This window comes from Bradyrhizobium paxllaeri (genome assembly GCF_001693515.2).
GTDB classification, from domain to species: domain Bacteria; phylum Pseudomonadota; class Alphaproteobacteria; order Rhizobiales; family Xanthobacteraceae; genus Bradyrhizobium; species Bradyrhizobium paxllaeri.
Genome location: NZ_CP042968.1, coordinates 4385300 through 4399367 on the forward strand (window position 1 = coordinate 4385300; position 14068 = coordinate 4399367).

The following is a 14068-nucleotide window of genomic DNA, read 5'->3' on the forward strand; positions in this document are numbered from 1 at the left end:
GTGGCACACCGCGGGCATATCTGGTCTAAGTCGGCGCCATCGCTCCAGAGTGTCATCTAGTTTGCCGGCGGAGAAGACCTGATGTTTCGCGTGTTCGTTAGTCTTGCAATGGCTGTCCTGTGGACCGTTGCCGCCCATGCTCAGCAGCCGGCGAATTCCCGCCTCGACGATATCATCAAGCGCGGCACGCTGCGGGTCGGCATGACCGGCGACTATCAGCCGTTCACCTATTTCGACAAGGCGACATCGAAATTCAGCGGCTTCGACGTCGACATGGCGGAAGCGCTGGGCAAGGCGCTCGGCGTCAAGGTCGAGTTCGTTCAGACGGCCTGGCCGCAGCTGATGAAGGATTTCGAGGCCGACAATTTCGACATCGCGATGGGCGGCGTCTCGATCACGCTCGACCGGCAGAAAAAGGGAATGTTCTCCGCGCCGATCATGCGCGAGGGCAAGACGCCGATCGCACGCTGCGCCGACCAGGGCAAGTATGAGACCATCGCCGATATCGACAAATCAGGCACGCGCGTCATCGTCAATCCCGGCGGCACCAATGAGCGCTTCGCCAAGGCGAACATCAGGAACGTCGAGATCAAGATGTGGAACGACAATGTCACGATCTTTGACGAGATCGCCAAGGGCAACGCCGACCTGATGATGACGGACGCTTCCGAGACCCGCTACCAGCAGAAGCGGCACCCCGGCGTGCTCTGCGCGGTGCATCCGGACAAGCCGTTCGACTTTTCCGAGAAGGCCTATTGGCTGCAGCGCGACATGCCGCTGAAGGCCTTTTGTCGATCAGTGGCTGCACATCGCCGTCCAGGATGGCAGCTTCAGGAAAATCTACGCCGTCTGGTTCGACTGACCCAGATAAGCCTGTTTTCGCAGGCAAATTGACCGGCCATTGCGCGCTATCTAATCTGCTCAGGGCCGAATTTGAACCGAAGCCGCTAGTACACGACTTATAGTTTGAAAGTGATCTGGATCACGCTGGGTGAAGCTGCCACTGCTTAATAGCATCAGTGGGATTCCCCTTCAGGAGGTCGTCATAATGAAAAAGTGCCTCGCTATCGCCGTGCTCTTGCTGGCGAGCACCGTCACCGCCGCGCAGGCGCAGTACTCGTTTGAGTATAACGGCCGCACCATTACGATCGACCCTGATCGCGGCACCGTTTCCATTCCCGGCGTCTACGATAATACCGGCAAGAAGGCCAAACGCCCGCGCGGCGAGGAAGGCGATCTCGATCGTCCGACCAGGAAGGTCCCGCAGCAGGCGAAGACCACGCCGCAGGCCGCACCTGAAACGGCACCAGCACCGGCTGCACCCGCGCCGGCAGAGCAAGCGGCTGTCCCGGCGGCACCAGCGCCTGCTGCCCCTGCTCAGACCGCAGCACCGCCCGCGCCGTCGAGCAATACGGCGGCCGTTGCACCGGCTGAAACCCCTGCGCCCCCAGCGGCATCGCCCGCTCCTCAGACGCAACAGAACGCCGCTCCGGCAGTCCCGCCCGCACCGGCTCCCGTTGCCGCGCCAGCACCGCCGCCACAACAGAAGCAGGCCGCGGTTCCGGCAGCTTCGCCGCCGCCGTCTTCGAACTCACCGCTCGGCGTGTGGCTGACGGAGGAGAAGGAAGGCAAGGTTCGAATCGAACAGTGCGGCCAGAATCTCTGCGGCTATTCCGTCGACAAGAAGTCGAACCAGAACGGCGAGCAGGTTCTGATCAACATGAAGCCCGCCAAGGACAAGTGGAGTGGTCGGATTTTCGATCCGAACACCGGCAGCACGTACGACTCCACGATCGCGCTGAAAGGCACCGACAGCCTCCGCGTTCAGGGCTGCGCCTTCGGCGGCATGTTCTGCGGCGGACAGACCTGGACTCGCGTCAACTGACCGCAAGCCGCAGCCTCCCATACGACCAAAAGCCCCGCCGCAGCGCGGGGCTTTTCCATTTCGGCACAGCGCGTGATGGCAATCACAGTCGCCATAGAACCGTTGTGAGACCGTGACCGTGTCCAAACCAAAGGGGCACGACATGGTAAAATCCTGGAAATCCCTCGCCGCCGTTTCGCTGCTTGCTGCACTGGGCCTTGCGACGCCGTCCGCAGCCGCGACATTCGACGGCGACTGGAATGTGCAGATCACCTCATCGAACGCCGCCTGCGTGAGCGGTGCGTCGGTCTCGATCGGAATCAGCAACGGCCAGGTCGCATCGAACAGCACGGCTGTAACTGCGTCCGGCCGCGTGGCGGAAGCCGGCGCCATTCGCGTGACGCTCGCGAGCGGCATGAAGCGCGCGGTCGGCTCCGGCGTGCTCACGGGCACGTCGGGATCGGGCACGTGGCGCGCGGCCTTGTGCTCCGGCACCTGGACCGCGCAGCGGATCTAAAGCGTGATGACGTTTCTTCGAATTGTTTGAGCATGATCTTTTCGGAAAACCGCTACACACTTTTCCGAATCATGCTCATCTAGCTACTTTCCGGCGCAAAAATCGCTGTTGTGAAGCGCGCGGTCAACCACGCAGACAACGAGAAGCCCCGCCGGGGGGCGGGGCGATGAGATGCCAAGATTGCTCTGGAAGTGGACTACGTTTTTAGTGACCGTTCTTCCATCACGCGGCCGATGCTCATGAGGTTGTCGGCGACAACGCCGAGCCCGACCCAGCGCTTCATTCCGGTGCTGCCTTTGTAGCGGCAGCGATCGAGCCCGTGCCGCCGTTTGGCCACGCTGATGCGCCCCTCGCATCCGGTCCGCCATTTCTGGCCGTTGCGGAACCACCGCTTCTTCTGCTCGCGCTTGCGCGAGACGCTCTTGGTGGAGCGATTGGGGATGCAGACGCGTTTGACGCCGCTCGCCTTCGCCGCGGCTTCATTCCTGGCGGAGTAGAACCCGGCGTCTGCCGCGACCAGACGTGGAGTGCGGCCGAGCTTGGCTTGGTGGATTTCGATGGCCGGAACCAACAGGTCCGAATCGCTCGGCCGCCGATCATAGACTTCGTAGTCGATCACGATCTGGTTTTCGGCCTCCTGCAGCTTGACCATCTTGCCGAACTCGTTGGGCTTGCCGGCCTTGCCCTTGCGAATGATCTCGGTCGAGGGCTCGAACACGCTGAACAGCTTGTCCTCTGCCCGCGTGTTGCCGCGGAAGATGCGTTCCCGGGTCTGCCGCATCACCTGCCGCACCAGCGGTATCATCGTTTCCAGCTCCTGCCGCAAGCCTTGCAGCGCCAGCCGTTTCAAGATGCCCCTGGCCCGCTTCACGCCTGCGGAGATTTCATGGGAGAAGCGCTTCGCTTGCCCCACCACACGGCTCGTCGAGTTCAACAGCCGCCGGTAGCCTTGCCTGAGCTTCTCGTGATTGAGCGGTCCTTTGGCACGGGCGGTTCGCGAGATATCGAGCAGGCGCAGTTTTACGCTTCGCGTTCGGTCGCGCAGTTTGGTTCCGGCCGTGCCCACGATCTTGGCGACCTTCTTCATGGTGCGGATCAACACTCTGACCCCGTCGCCCAGCAACGTGCTGTCGGTCGGGTAGTGGATGTTGGTCTCCACCACCGTCGTATCCACGCGCATTCTGCGTCCCTGCGTCACCCCTTGTTCCTGCGCGACTTGCACAATCCGGTCGTGGATCTGCTTGATTGTCTCCGGATCCACAGCCAATCCCCAACGCCCCATCGTCTTCGCGTCCGGCGTCTTGCCGCCGCCCACCCGGGAGAAGTCGCGATATACCAGATTGGCGCGCACTTCGCGCTCCAGCACCTGATAGCTCCAGTTGCGAACGTGCTTGAGGATCAACAATCGCAACACCACTTCGGCCGGCGCGCCCAGCCGGCCACGACTGCGGCTCTTGGGATGCCGTCTCGCCAGCGCCTCGTAGACCGCGCCTACAATCTGTTCATCCGCGAGAACCCGGTCGGCATGCGTCATCCAACCTTCGCGAAGATCGCTCACTTCTCCCGCGATCAAGCCGTCGCCGAAGCTCAGTTGCGCTCTGCGCATCTCAATCACGCTTCTTCCTCCCACCCCGCGGCATCGCCGCATCAGGGCCCAGCAGGTCGTGATTGAGCTCGCAGATCGCTTCGATCGCTTCTTTCAGCTTCTGATAGTTGTCCAGCCAACGGCGCACTTCGGCAACGCGTTCACGGCGCACGCTGAACTGGCGCACGCGGCCGCCCCCATAGCTCACCGTCAGCACGTGCACCTGATGCCCTTCGCCGCGCGCGCACTTCGGGCAGCCGCTCTTGTGACGAACAGTGCGCTCCAGCAGCGAACCGCGCAGTAGCTCGCCGCTAACCGGCAGCTTGCCGACAAGCTTCTCGCGCGTTTGAAGGGCTCGATCACGAATCATTCATAAGAATGAATCAGTGCCGCCGCCTCCCGTCAACGGCCAATCCGTGCGACCTTGCAGTTTTCGCTCCGCTACACGACTCTGGGCACGCCCCAAGCCGAGCGATTTTTGCGCCGGAAAGTAGCTAGCCAACCGCGGCGTTGTATTCCTCGTCGGTGACATGCTCCATCCAGTTGGAATAGACGCCGTCGAGCGCCTCCTGCATCGCGATGTGAGTCATGCTGTTTTGCGGCGCCGCTCCATGCCAGTGCTTCTCATTCGGCGGAATCCAGACGACATCGCCGGGACGGATCTCTCTGATGGGGCCGCCCTTGGCCTGCACCCGGCCGACGCCGGAGATGACGTAGAGCGTCTGACCAAGCGGATGGGTGTGCCAGGCGGTGCGTGCACCGGGCTCGAAGGCGACGCGCGAGCAGTTCAGACGCGCGGGCGCAGGCGCCATGTTGATCGGATCCTGCAGCACCGTTCCGGTAAAATATTCAGCAGGTCCCCGCCGGGTCGGCCGGCTGCCCGCGAGATGAATATCCATGAAGTGATCTCCCTTCTTCGAGCTTACTTCTTCGTCGCCGCGTAGCGCGCCTTGGTCTCGGCGTTCATCGGATAGAGGCCGGGCAAGGCCGCGCCGTTGTTCACCTCGTTGACGATCCAGGCTTCCATCCGCTCCTGCTCCGGTCCTTCGGCCAGCACATGGTCGAGCAGCGCCTGCGGGATCAGCACGGCGCCATCCTGGTCGGCAACAACGATGTCGTTCGGAAATACCGCGACCCCGCCGCAGCCGATCGGCTCGCCCCAGCCGACAAACGTCAGCCCCGCCACGGAAGGCGGCGCCGCAAAGCCGTCGCACCAGACCGGAAGGTTGGTGCCGAGTACGCCTTCGACGTCACGGACCACGCCGTCGGTGATCAGTGCCGCAACGCCGCGCTTGACCATGCGCGCGCAGAGAATGTCGCCGAAGATGCCGGCATCGGCGACGCCCATGGCGTCGACCACGGCGATGCAGCCCTGCGGCATCGCTTCGATCGCGGTGCGGGTCGAAATCGGCGACGACCAGGATTCCGGTGTGGCGAGATCCTCGCGCGCGGGCACGAAGCGCAGCGTAAAGGCCGGCCCGACCAGCCGCGGCTGTCCCGGCCGCAGCGGCTTGGTGCCGCGCATCCAGACGTTTCGCAGGCCCTTCTTGAGCAGCACGGTGGTGATGGTGGCGGTGGACACGCCGGACAGGGTTGCGATGGCTTCGGGGGACAGGGACATCTGGAATGCAGGCTCCGCAAGAGGTGGGTGAGAACCAGCGCATCTTGCGAAGCGCGGACATCGCGTCAAGGGCTGTCGTAAGGCCGCGCCATCACAACATCTTATCGTCGGAGTGCAGATTAATTTATTGAACTTACTGGCGGATTTTCCGCGAAGCGAATTCCACTCGCGCCCAAAACACGCTACAGGTTGAGCGGTCAGCACCAGCGCTGCGAGACAAGTTTAGAGGCCATGGCCCCAACGCTACCCCCGCCCCGTCTCTTGCCGAGTGGCGACAGCGCCATCACGGTGGAATTCAGCCGCAACATCGACGATGCCGCCAACCGGCGGGTGCTGGCGCTCGACCGCGAACTCGCGGCCGAACCGATCCCGGGTATCACCGAGACGGTGCCTACCTATCGTTCGCTGCTGGTCCATTACGATCCGGTGCAAATTGATTTCGACACGCTTGGCGAAAAAATCCTCGGCTTCGTGCAACGGCCGGTGCCGGCGTCGACAAAGACCCGGCGCTGGCGCATTCCGGTGGTCTATGGCGGCGAGCACGGCATCGACCTCGAGGACGTCGCCAAAACGCTCAACACCACGCCGGACGAAATCGTGGCGCGGCATGTCGCCGGCGATTACCGGGTCGCCATGATCGGCTTTACGCCCGGCTGGTCCTATCTCAGCGGGCTCGCCGATAGCCTGCACATGCCGCGCCGGAAGAACCCGCGTCTGCTGACGCCGGCCGGCACCATCTCGATCGGCGGGGTGCAGACCGGCGTGCAATGTCTCGCCGGCCCGAGCGGCTGGCACCTGCTGGGACAGACGGCCGTCCGCACCTACCAGCTCCATCGCGATCCGACCTTCCTGCTGGAGCCGGGCGACAACGTTACGTTTACGCCCGTCGATGCCAAAACGTTCGCGGAGCAGGATCGCGCCGCCGAAGCCGGCGAATTCATTGCCGAGCAGATCGCCTCATGAGCAAGCTCGTCATTACCTCGATCGGCCCGGCAAGTTCGGTACAGGACGGCGGACGTCCCGGCGCCCAGCGCTATGGCCTGGTGCCGAGCGGCGCGATGGATCGGCTGGCGCTGGCCGCCGCGAATACGCTGGTTGGCAACGAACCATTCGCGGCAGCCGTCGAAGTCGGTCCGTTCGGCGCAAAACTTACCGCGCGCGGCGGCGCCGTGCGCGTCGCACTGGCGGGAGCCCCGCGCAATGCCGATATCGCCGGCCGCGCCGTGGCGCCGGATACTTCCGCAACGCTTGCCGACGGCGAAACGCTGACGCTCGGCTTTGCCCGCGGCGGCTCGTTCAGCTATCTCGCGATCGAAGGCGGCATTGCCGGCGAGCCGATGTTCGGCAGCCTCGCCGTCAACGCCCGCGCCGGCCTCGGCAGCCCCTATCCGCGCCCGCTGCAGGCCGGCGACGAACTGCAGACGAAGGCCGCAAGCGGCGCGCCGGAGCGGCGGATCGAGTTGCCCGCAGCGCCCGAGGCGCCGATCCGCGTGGTCTTTGGACCGCAGGACGACGAATTCGCCGACGAGACCAAGAAGCTGTTCCTCGATAGCGAATGGAAGATATCCGCGACCAGCGACCGCATGGGCTACCGGCTCGAAGGCCCCCAACTCAAGCATCTCCACGGCCACAACATCGTCTCCGACGGCACCGTCAACGGCAGCCTGCAGGTGCCCGGCAACGGCCAGCCGATCGTGCTCATGCGCGACCGCGGCACCAGCGGCGGCTATCCGAAGATCGCGACCGTGATTTCGGCCGACTTCGGACGGTTGGCGCAGATCCCTGCCGGGCGCGGCTTTCGTTTTCGGGCCGTCAGCATGGCGGAAGCGCAGGCCGAGGCGCGCAAATTTGCGGAGCTGTTACGCACCCTGCCCGAACGGCTGCGAGCGATCGAAAGCGTTGATCTCAACATCGACGCGCTGCACGATGCCAATGTCGCGGGCCACGCCGTCAATGCGGTCGATGCCGGAACCTGGCACGCAGTATCGATGGCCGAAATAGCAGGCCCGGACTGACCATCAATCCACTCACAAGAAGCGGACGGACATCATGACAACCATCGACCTCAATTGCGATCTCGGCGAAGGTTTTGGCGCGTGGGAAATGGGCAATGACGCCGCGATGATCGAGCTGGCAACGTCGGTGAATGTCGCCTGCGGCTTTCATGCCGGCGATGCCGACATCATGCGCCACACGGTCGAGCTGGCGAAAGCGCGCGGCGTCAGCGTCGGCGCACACCCTGGATATCGCGACCTGCACGGCTTCGGCCGGCGGCCGATTCCGGGCTTGAAATCGTCCGAGATCGAGAACCTGATCGCCTACCAGATCGGCGCGCTGCAGGCGATTGCGACCGCGGCCGGTTACAAGGTCACCCACGTCAAGGCGCATGGCGCACTCTCCAACGTCGCCTGTGAGGACGACATGACCGCAAAAGCCATCGCCAACGGCATCAAGGCCGTCGATCCGAATTTGATCTTTGTTGTGCTCGCCAATTCCAAGCTGGTGCAGGCCGGCGAAGCCGCCAACCTGCCGATGGTGCACGAGGTCTTTGCCGACCGCGCCTATGAAGACAATGGCTCGCTGGTGTCACGCAAGAAGCCGGGCGCCGTACTGCACGATGCAAAAGCGATCGCCGACCGCGTGGTGCGGATGGTGCAGGATGGCGCGGTGGTCTCAGTCACCGGCAAGGTGATCAAGATGCGCACCGACACGGTGTGCATTCACGGCGATACGCCCGGCGCGGTCGATATCGCGCGCGGCGTACGTCAGGCGTTGAAGGATGCTGGGATTGCGGTCGCGCCGTTCAAGACGGCCGTTTCCTGAAACGTAGGGTGGGCAAAGCGAAGCGTGCCCACCATTCTCGCGGATAGTCAGACGGTGGGCACGGCGCAAACGCGCCTTTGCCCACCCTACAAATCTCAGAACGGATGCACCGACAGCGTGCCGAACACGATGGCGGCAATGAGCGCGAACGCGCTGTAGAGCGCGGCGGTGTGAAAGCCGGTGCCGGAACGGCGGGACACCGAGCGCGCGTAAAGGTGCAGGCGGGCTTCCGCCGATAGTTCGCGCATGGTCGATCTCCAACGCAGCATGGAATGCATATGGAATATCGATCGCGCTCCGATGCAAGGTGCCCGCCGAAATAGCGATACGGGCGCTCCGGCGCCCTCCATTTCGAGGGGAAAATTCCCCCTCTCCCGACCAGAGCGAGAATTTTATTCGGGCCGACTTGAGCCGATTGGAACCCGGATTGGTAAACGTCCTGCTGGAACCGGTCTTTGCTTCTTCCGTTCGCCGAACCTCAACCGACCGAACTCAAGGCTTCCAGCGCCCGATCCCGAAGGCAGCCAGGTGACCGGCGATGTCCGCAGGATCGAAAGCGGGTCCAGCAAAGGCGCCGATGGCTTCCGAGGCGGCTGGGACCTTACCCTGGTGCCTCATGGCGGCATCGTAGAGATCCGGCCTGAACACCCCCATGGCGGTTCGGAGCGCATCCGGCTGCATCGCCGCCTGCCCCCAGCGCACCATTTGCGCATAAAGCCAGGCGGCCTGGGCCGGGTCGGGCCGGCCTGCCCCCTCGCGCCCGACCAGCAGATAGCGGCCGCTCTCGCGCCGCTGGCCATCGGGTGAGACCTTCAGCCGGCCGTCGAGGGTGCGCTGGATCACCTCGGCGCCGACGCCGAGCCGGTCAGGCCGCGCCAGCACATGGGCGGCCTCGGCGCGGTTTCCGGCGTCCTCGATGTATTCGGCGGCGTGGGCAGCCGCCCGGATCAGGGCGGCCAGCACCTCGGGATTCTTTTCCGCCCACTTTTCCCTGACCGCGAGAACCTTTTCTGCCGCACGCACCAGGATGTCGGAGACGAAGTGCAGGATGTGGCCAACGCCGAGATCGACTGCGACCGAGTTCCAGGGCGCGCCGACGCAGAACGCATCGACATGGCCGTTGGCGAGGCTGTCGACCATGTAGGGTGGCGGCAGCACGACGAGGCGCACGTCCTCATCGGGATCGACCCCGCCTGCCGCCATCCAGAACCGGAGCTGGTAATTGTGGGTGGAGAACGGGAACGTCATGCCGAACGTCAGCGGTTCCGCGCCGCTTTTGCGCCGGGCGGCCACGACGCGGGCGAGCGCCAGCGCGGTCACCATGGGATCGAGGGCGTCGCCGTCGATCTCGCCCATGATCGCGGCATGCAGCGCCGGCGACACGGTGATCGCATTGCCGTTGATGCCCAGATTGAACGGCGCCACGATCGGCACCTTGACGTGGCCAAGCCCGAGGCTCGAGGCGATCGCCACCGGCGCCAGCAGATGCGCCGCGTCGAGCATGCCGATATTGAGCTTGTCGCGGACATTGGACCACGACACTTCCCGCACCAGGGTAACCTCGAGCCCTTCGGCGGCGGTAAAACCCTTGTCGACGGCGATGATCAGCGCGGCCGCATCGACCAGCGGAATGAAGCCGATATGCAGCGGTGTTTTCATTTCAACAGCTCCGATGCGGTCAGGATCGACTGCGCGATCTCGCCGATCTTCTTTTTCTCGCGCATTGCGGTGGAGCGCATCAGCACATAGGCCTCCTCTTCGGTGAGGCCCTTCACCTTCATCAGGATTCCCTTGGCGCGGTCGATCACCTTGCGCTCCTCGAGTGCTGACTTGGTGCGGTCGAGTTCGTCCTGCAGCTTGGAGAAGGCGTTGAAGCGGGAGATGCAGAGGTCGAGGATCGGCTTGATCCGCTCCTTTTTCAGGCCGTCCACGATATAGGCGGAGACGCCGGCGTCGACGGAGGCTTGGATCGAGGCCGCATCGCTCTGGTCGACGAACATGGCGATCGGGCGCCGTACCGCGCGGCTGACCTGGAACATCTGTTCCAGCACGTCGCGGCTGGGATTTTCGAGATCGATCAGGATGACGTCGGGGTCCAGCGCATAGATCCGCGCCAAAAGGCTCTGCATTTCGCTGATATGCACGACGCCGGTAAAGCCCGCCTCCCGCAACCCCTCTTCCAGGATCGCGGCCCGGATCGGGCTTTCGTCGACAATCACGATTTTCGGCGAAGACTCAGCGCTCATCGGTCAATTCTTAACCCGGCAAGGCTTCTTAACCTAGCGAGGCTTCCATAGCACGTCAGAAATCCCCGCAAAGCCTTGTAATTGTGAGCAATTGGGACTAGTTCGTGCTCATCAATCAGGCAGAATTAGATATGCAACAGGCCGCTGCGCCCAAAGTCAGCTTTGTTTCGCTTGGGTGCCCCAAGGCGCTGGTGGATTCCGAGCGCATTATCACCCGGCTGCGCGCCGAAGGTTATGAGCTGGCGCGCAAGCATGACGGCGCCGACATCGTGATCGTCAACACCTGCGGCTTCCTCGACAGCGCCAAGCAGGAGTCGCTCGGCGCCATCGGCGAGGCCATGGCCGAGAACGGCAAGGTCATCGTCACCGGCTGCATGGGCGCCGAACCCGAGCAGATCGAGGCCGCCTACCCCGGCGTGCTGTCGATCACGGGCCCGCAGCAATATGAGAGCGTGCTGGAGGCCGTTCACCGGGCGCTACCGCCGGTGCATAATCCGCATCTCGACCTGGTGCCGCCACAGGGCGTCAAGCTGACGCCGCGGCACTACGCCTATTTGAAGATTTCCGAAGGCTGCAACAACCGCTGCAGCTTCTGCATCATTCCAAAGCTGCGCGGTGACCTGGTGTCGCGCCCGGCCGATGACGTGCTTCGCGAAGCCGAGCGACTGGTCAATGCCGGCGTCAAGGAATTGCTCGTCATCTCGCAGGACACGTCGGCCTATGGCGTCGACGTGAAGTATGCCGAAAGCCCGTGGAAGGACCGCCAGGTTCGCGCCAAATTCTTCGATCTCGCCAAGGAACTCGGCGATCTCGGCGCCTGGGTTCGGCTGCAATATGTCTACCCCTACCCGCATGTGGACGAAGTCATCGGCCTGATGACCGAGGGCAAGATCCTGCCCTATCTCGATATACCCTTTCAGCATGCAAGCCCGGACGTCCTCAAAGCGATGAAGCGTCCCGCCGCGCAGGAAAAGACGCTGGCGCGGATCAAGAAGTGGCGCGAGGAATGTCCTGACCTCACGCTGCGCTCGACCTTCATCGTCGGTTTCCCCGGCGAAACCGATTCCGACTTTGCCTACCTGCTCGACTGGCTGGAGGAAGCCGAGATCGATCGTCTCGGCTGCTTCAAGTACGAGCCGGTCGCCGGCGCCGCGTCCAACGCGATCGGCAATGCGGTGCCCGACGAGGTCAAGCAGGAGCGCTGGAACGCGCTGATGGCCCGGCAGCAGAAAATCTCCGCCCGCCGCCTCAAGCGCAAGGTCGGCACGAGACAGCAGGTCATCGTCGATGAAGTCGGGCCGACGGTCGCGAAAGGCCGTTCAAAGGCCGACGCGCCGCAGATCGACGGCGCGGTCTATCTCTCCAGCCGCCGCCCGCTGAAAGTCGGCGAGATCGTCACTGCGAAGATCGAGCGCTCCGATCAGTACGACCTGCACGGCAGCGTCGCGGGATTCTGATCAAAGCGGATCATGCCGTGGTGCTGCATGGGGCAACAAGATGTCAGATCACTTAAAGGAAATGCCGCCAGCCGCCCAGCTTCTTGGTCGCGAGATCGTCTCTGTAGATCCACATTCTGGTGAAGTGAAACTTCGATTTACGGCGAAAAGGGAATTCGCCAATCGCCACGGCACCGTACAGGGCGGCATGTTGTCAGCGATGCTCGACTCCGCAACGGGCAACGCGGTCATGGCCAGGTTACCATCGCATCTGACGGCCGTGACGACCCGCCTGGATACGAGCTTCCTGAAGCCGGCTGCATTGGGAGCGATGATTGCGACCGCGCGTCTTGTTCACCAGGATGAGCGCTCGGCCGAAGTGATGGCTGAACTCACTGACAGCGAAGGCCAGATAGTCGCTACGGCCAGGGCCGAACTGCGCGTTCGCGAGCGCAAGAGCCGGTCTTAGATTTCAACTTGGGCGGACGGACAATTTCGTACACCCTTGACATCCACCGCCAACTGGCTGTATGGGCCGTCGCCATGAAACTGAACCGGACCAACCGCCGCGCCTGCCTGCGTCGTCGCTCCAGCGACGATGGGTTGCGCCGTGTCCGACGACAACGCTGATCAGCTAGTTTCAGCCACGTTTTCGAGAAGGCCGCACCCTCAAAAGTGCGGCCTTCTTGCGTTGCGGCCCACCTTTCACCCCAGCACCACCCAGAGGAGATCGACATGACTGACGCCACCCATCCGTTCGACGCACTGATGGAAATTACCGCTCGCCCACCGGTGGTGTTCGTCCGCGGTGCGGGCTCCTATCTCTGGGACGACGCCCGCAAGCGTTATCTCGACTTCGTGCAGGGCTGGGCCGTCAACGCGCTCGGCCATTCGCCACCCGCCGTTGCGGAAGCGCTTGCCGCACAGGCCAACCGGCTGCTGACGCCAAGTCCTGCTTTCTACAACGAACCCAGCCTCAAGTTGGCCAAGGCGCTGGTCGCCAATAGCTGCTTCGATCAGGTATTCTTTGCCAACTCCGGGGCCGAAGCCAATGAAGGCGCGATCAAGCTGGCCCGGAAATTCGGATCGCTCTACAAGAACGGCGCGTATGAAATCATCAGCTTTGTCGGCGGATTTCATGGCCGCACGCTCGCAACCATGTCGGCCTCGGGCAAGAAGGCCTTTGAGCCGCTGTTCGAGCCGAAGGTTACCGGCTTCCCCAAGGCGCAGCTCAACGACCTCGATTCCGTCAAGCGGCTGATCTCGAACAAGACGGTCGCCGTGATGCTGGAGCCGATCCAGGGCGAAGCCGGCGTATGGCCTGCGACCGATCAATTCCTCAGGGAGTTGCGGGCACTGACAAAGGAACGCGGGCTGCTACTGATCGTCGACGAGATCCAGACGGGCATGGGCCGGACCGGCAAGCTATTCCACTATGAGCATGCCGGCATCGAGCCCGACATCATGACGCTCGGCAAGGGTATCGGCGGCGGCGTGCCGCTGGCCGCCTTGTTGGCGACCGACTATGCGTCCTGTTTCGAGCATGGCGACCAGGGCGGCACCTTCAACGGCAACCCGCTGATGTGCGCCGCCGGCCTTGCGGTGCTCGAGCACGTGGCAAAACCGGAATTCCTGAAGTCCGTGACGGATGCCGGATTGTTTCTCGAAAGCGAACTGCAGAAATTGTCCGCCCGGCATGGGCTTGGCGAGGTACGCGGCCGCGGCCTGCTGCTGGCGCTCGATCTCAAACTACCGATCGGCGCGTCGATCGTGGCCGAAGCGTTCGCAGACGGTGTGCTCATCAACTCGCCGCAGCCCGATGCACTGCGCTTCATGCCGGCGCTCAACGTCACGCGCGAGGAGATATCGCTGATGATCGATTGCCTCGACGCGGTCCTGGTGAAGGCGGGTGCAGCACGTCGGGTGGCGTAATTCATCTGTCGGATTTCGTCATGGCCGGGCTCGTCCCGGCCATC

At 63.3% G+C, this 14068-nt stretch carries 15 protein-coding genes and 1 pseudogene; 9 read left to right on the forward strand and 7 right to left on the reverse strand.

The genetic code is table 11. The features are described 5' to 3' along the window. The first annotated feature begins 108 nt into the window (after nt 1–108). From LMTR21_RS20970 to LMTR21_RS20980, 3 genes and pseudogenes are all read left to right on the forward strand, one after another. Nucleotides 109–862: pseudogene (locus LMTR21_RS20970) on the forward strand (transporter substrate-binding domain-containing protein). A 186-nt stretch (nt 863–1048) separates the two neighbouring features. Then, the gene (locus LMTR21_RS20975) at nt 1049–1885 is read left to right on the forward strand and encodes a DUF2147 domain-containing protein (RefSeq protein ID WP_065756968.1); all 837 of its coding nucleotides are present in this window, start codon (nt 1049–1051) and stop codon (nt 1883–1885) included. A 142-nt stretch (nt 1886–2027) separates the two neighbouring features. Then, nucleotides 2028–2381, forward strand: a complete 354-nt coding sequence (locus tag LMTR21_RS20980; RefSeq protein ID WP_065756969.1) for a hypothetical protein — start codon at nt 2028–2030, stop codon at nt 2379–2381. A 196-nt stretch (nt 2382–2577) separates the two neighbouring features. Here LMTR21_RS20980 and LMTR21_RS20985 read toward each other — a convergent pair whose 3' ends face one another. The 4 genes from LMTR21_RS20985 to LMTR21_RS21000 all read right to left on the reverse strand — a co-directional run bounded on the left by LMTR21_RS20985 (nt 2578) and on the right by LMTR21_RS21000 (nt 5587). Then, the gene (locus tag LMTR21_RS20985; protein ID WP_065756981.1) at nt 2578–3987 is read right to left on the reverse strand and encodes an ISNCY family transposase; all 1410 of its coding nucleotides are present in this window, start codon (nt 3985–3987) and stop codon (nt 2578–2580) included. Between the two features lies 1 nt (nt 3988). Further along, entirely contained in the window at nt 3989–4336 is a 348-nt protein-coding gene (locus tag LMTR21_RS20990; RefSeq protein ID WP_065756982.1) for a DUF6788 family protein, read from the reverse strand. A 124-nt stretch (nt 4337–4460) separates the two neighbouring features. Then, a complete protein-coding gene (locus LMTR21_RS20995; RefSeq protein ID WP_065755533.1) occupies nt 4461–4865 on the reverse strand; it encodes a (R)-mandelonitrile lyase in 405 nt (134 codons plus the stop codon). Nucleotides 4866–4888: 23 nt separating this feature from the next. Next, nucleotides 4889–5587, reverse strand: coding sequence for a ribonuclease activity regulator RraA (locus LMTR21_RS21000; RefSeq protein ID WP_065755532.1), 699 nt, complete (start codon nt 5585–5587; stop codon nt 4889–4891). 231 nt (nt 5588–5818) lie between these two features. On the opposite strand from LMTR21_RS21000, the gene pxpB reads away from it, so the two are divergent. Genes pxpB through LMTR21_RS21015 form a run of 3 tightly spaced genes read left to right on the forward strand, consistent with a single transcriptional unit; the run spans nt 5819 to nt 8410 of the window. Then, entirely contained in the window at nt 5819–6550 is a 732-nt protein-coding gene (pxpB, locus tag LMTR21_RS21005) for a 5-oxoprolinase subunit PxpB (RefSeq protein WP_065755531.1), read from the forward strand. Further along, nucleotides 6547–7602 carry a 5-oxoprolinase subunit C family protein gene (locus LMTR21_RS21010; RefSeq protein ID WP_065755530.1) on the forward strand — a complete coding sequence of 352 codons (1056 nt, stop codon included), beginning with the start codon at nt 6547–6549 and terminating at the stop codon, nt 7600–7602. Before pxpB ends, LMTR21_RS21010 begins: the two co-directional genes overlap by 4 nt. A gap of 34 nt (nt 7603–7636) precedes the next feature. Next, complete coding sequence (locus tag LMTR21_RS21015) at nt 7637–8410, forward strand: LamB/YcsF family protein (RefSeq protein WP_065755529.1); 774 nt, start codon at nt 7637–7639, stop codon at nt 8408–8410. A gap of 95 nt (nt 8411–8505) precedes the next feature. Here the strand turns inward: LMTR21_RS21015 and LMTR21_RS21020 are convergent, their stop codons facing one another. The 3 genes from LMTR21_RS21020 to LMTR21_RS21030 all read right to left on the reverse strand — a co-directional run bounded on the left by LMTR21_RS21020 (nt 8506) and on the right by LMTR21_RS21030 (nt 10656). Continuing rightward, nucleotides 8506–8658: a hypothetical protein gene (locus LMTR21_RS21020; protein ID WP_176721835.1), complete on the reverse strand. Its 153-nt coding sequence runs from the start codon at nt 8656–8658 to the stop codon at nt 8506–8508. A gap of 244 nt (nt 8659–8902) precedes the next feature. Next, nucleotides 8903–10069, reverse strand: coding sequence for a CmpA/NrtA family ABC transporter substrate-binding protein (locus tag LMTR21_RS21025; protein WP_065755527.1), 1167 nt, complete (start codon nt 10067–10069; stop codon nt 8903–8905). Then, nucleotides 10066–10656 carry an ANTAR domain-containing response regulator gene (locus tag LMTR21_RS21030; RefSeq protein WP_028346026.1) on the reverse strand — a complete coding sequence of 197 codons (591 nt, stop codon included), beginning with the start codon at nt 10654–10656 and terminating at the stop codon, nt 10066–10068. The genes LMTR21_RS21025 and LMTR21_RS21030 overlap by 4 nt, the downstream gene beginning before the upstream one ends. A 131-nt stretch (nt 10657–10787) precedes the next feature. Between LMTR21_RS21030 and rimO the strand changes: the two genes are divergently transcribed. The 3 genes from rimO (at nt 10788) to LMTR21_RS21045 (ending at nt 14024) form a co-directional block, all read left to right on the forward strand. Next, nucleotides 10788–12113 carry a 30S ribosomal protein S12 methylthiotransferase RimO gene (rimO, locus tag LMTR21_RS21035; protein ID WP_065755526.1) on the forward strand — a complete coding sequence of 442 codons (1326 nt, stop codon included), beginning with the start codon at nt 10788–10790 and terminating at the stop codon, nt 12111–12113. 40 nt (nt 12114–12153) lie between these two features. After that, a complete protein-coding gene (locus LMTR21_RS21040) occupies nt 12154–12561 on the forward strand; it encodes a PaaI family thioesterase (RefSeq protein WP_246173944.1) in 408 nt (135 codons plus the stop codon). Nucleotides 12562–12827: 266 nt separating this feature from the next. Then, nucleotides 12828–14024 carry an acetylornithine transaminase gene (locus LMTR21_RS21045; RefSeq protein WP_065755524.1) on the forward strand — a complete coding sequence of 399 codons (1197 nt, stop codon included), beginning with the start codon at nt 12828–12830 and terminating at the stop codon, nt 14022–14024. Nucleotides 14025–14068: the final 44 nt, after the last annotated feature.

What these genes read in the sequence shown, in the direction of transcription:
- LMTR21_RS20975 (WP_065756968.1), top strand. Translation starts at nt 1,049, where the DNA reads ATGAAAAAGTGCCTCGCTATCGCCGTGCTCTTGCTGGCGAGCACCGTC.
- LMTR21_RS20980 (WP_065756969.1), top strand. Translation starts at nt 2,028, where the DNA reads ATGGTAAAATCCTGGAAATCCCTCGCCGCCGTTTCGCTGCTTGCTGCA.
- LMTR21_RS20985 (WP_065756981.1), bottom strand. Translation starts at nt 3,987, where the DNA reads ATGCGCAGAGCGCAACTGAGCTTCGGCGACGGCTTGATCGCGGGAGAA.
- LMTR21_RS20990 (WP_065756982.1), bottom strand. Translation starts at nt 4,336, where the DNA reads ATGATTCGTGATCGAGCCCTTCAAACGCGCGAGAAGCTTGTCGGCAAG.
- LMTR21_RS20995 (WP_065755533.1), bottom strand. Translation starts at nt 4,865, where the DNA reads ATGGATATTCATCTCGCGGGCAGCCGGCCGACCCGGCGGGGACCTGCT.
- LMTR21_RS21000 (WP_065755532.1), bottom strand. Translation starts at nt 5,587, where the DNA reads ATGTCCCTGTCCCCCGAAGCCATCGCAACCCTGTCCGGCGTGTCCACC.
- pxpB (WP_065755531.1), top strand. Translation starts at nt 5,819, where the DNA reads ATGGCCCCAACGCTACCCCCGCCCCGTCTCTTGCCGAGTGGCGACAGC.
- LMTR21_RS21010 (WP_065755530.1), top strand. Translation starts at nt 6,547, where the DNA reads ATGAGCAAGCTCGTCATTACCTCGATCGGCCCGGCAAGTTCGGTACAG.
- LMTR21_RS21015 (WP_065755529.1), top strand. Translation starts at nt 7,637, where the DNA reads ATGACAACCATCGACCTCAATTGCGATCTCGGCGAAGGTTTTGGCGCG.
- LMTR21_RS21020 (WP_176721835.1), bottom strand. Translation starts at nt 8,658, where the DNA reads ATGCGCGAACTATCGGCGGAAGCCCGCCTGCACCTTTACGCGCGCTCG.
- LMTR21_RS21025 (WP_065755527.1), bottom strand. Translation starts at nt 10,069, where the DNA reads ATGAAAACACCGCTGCATATCGGCTTCATTCCGCTGGTCGATGCGGCC.
- LMTR21_RS21030 (WP_028346026.1), bottom strand. Translation starts at nt 10,656, where the DNA reads ATGAGCGCTGAGTCTTCGCCGAAAATCGTGATTGTCGACGAAAGCCCG.
- rimO (WP_065755526.1), top strand. Translation starts at nt 10,788, where the DNA reads ATGCAACAGGCCGCTGCGCCCAAAGTCAGCTTTGTTTCGCTTGGGTGC.
- LMTR21_RS21040 (WP_246173944.1), top strand. Translation starts at nt 12,154, where the DNA reads ATGTCAGATCACTTAAAGGAAATGCCGCCAGCCGCCCAGCTTCTTGGT.
- LMTR21_RS21045 (WP_065755524.1), top strand. Translation starts at nt 12,828, where the DNA reads ATGACTGACGCCACCCATCCGTTCGACGCACTGATGGAAATTACCGCT.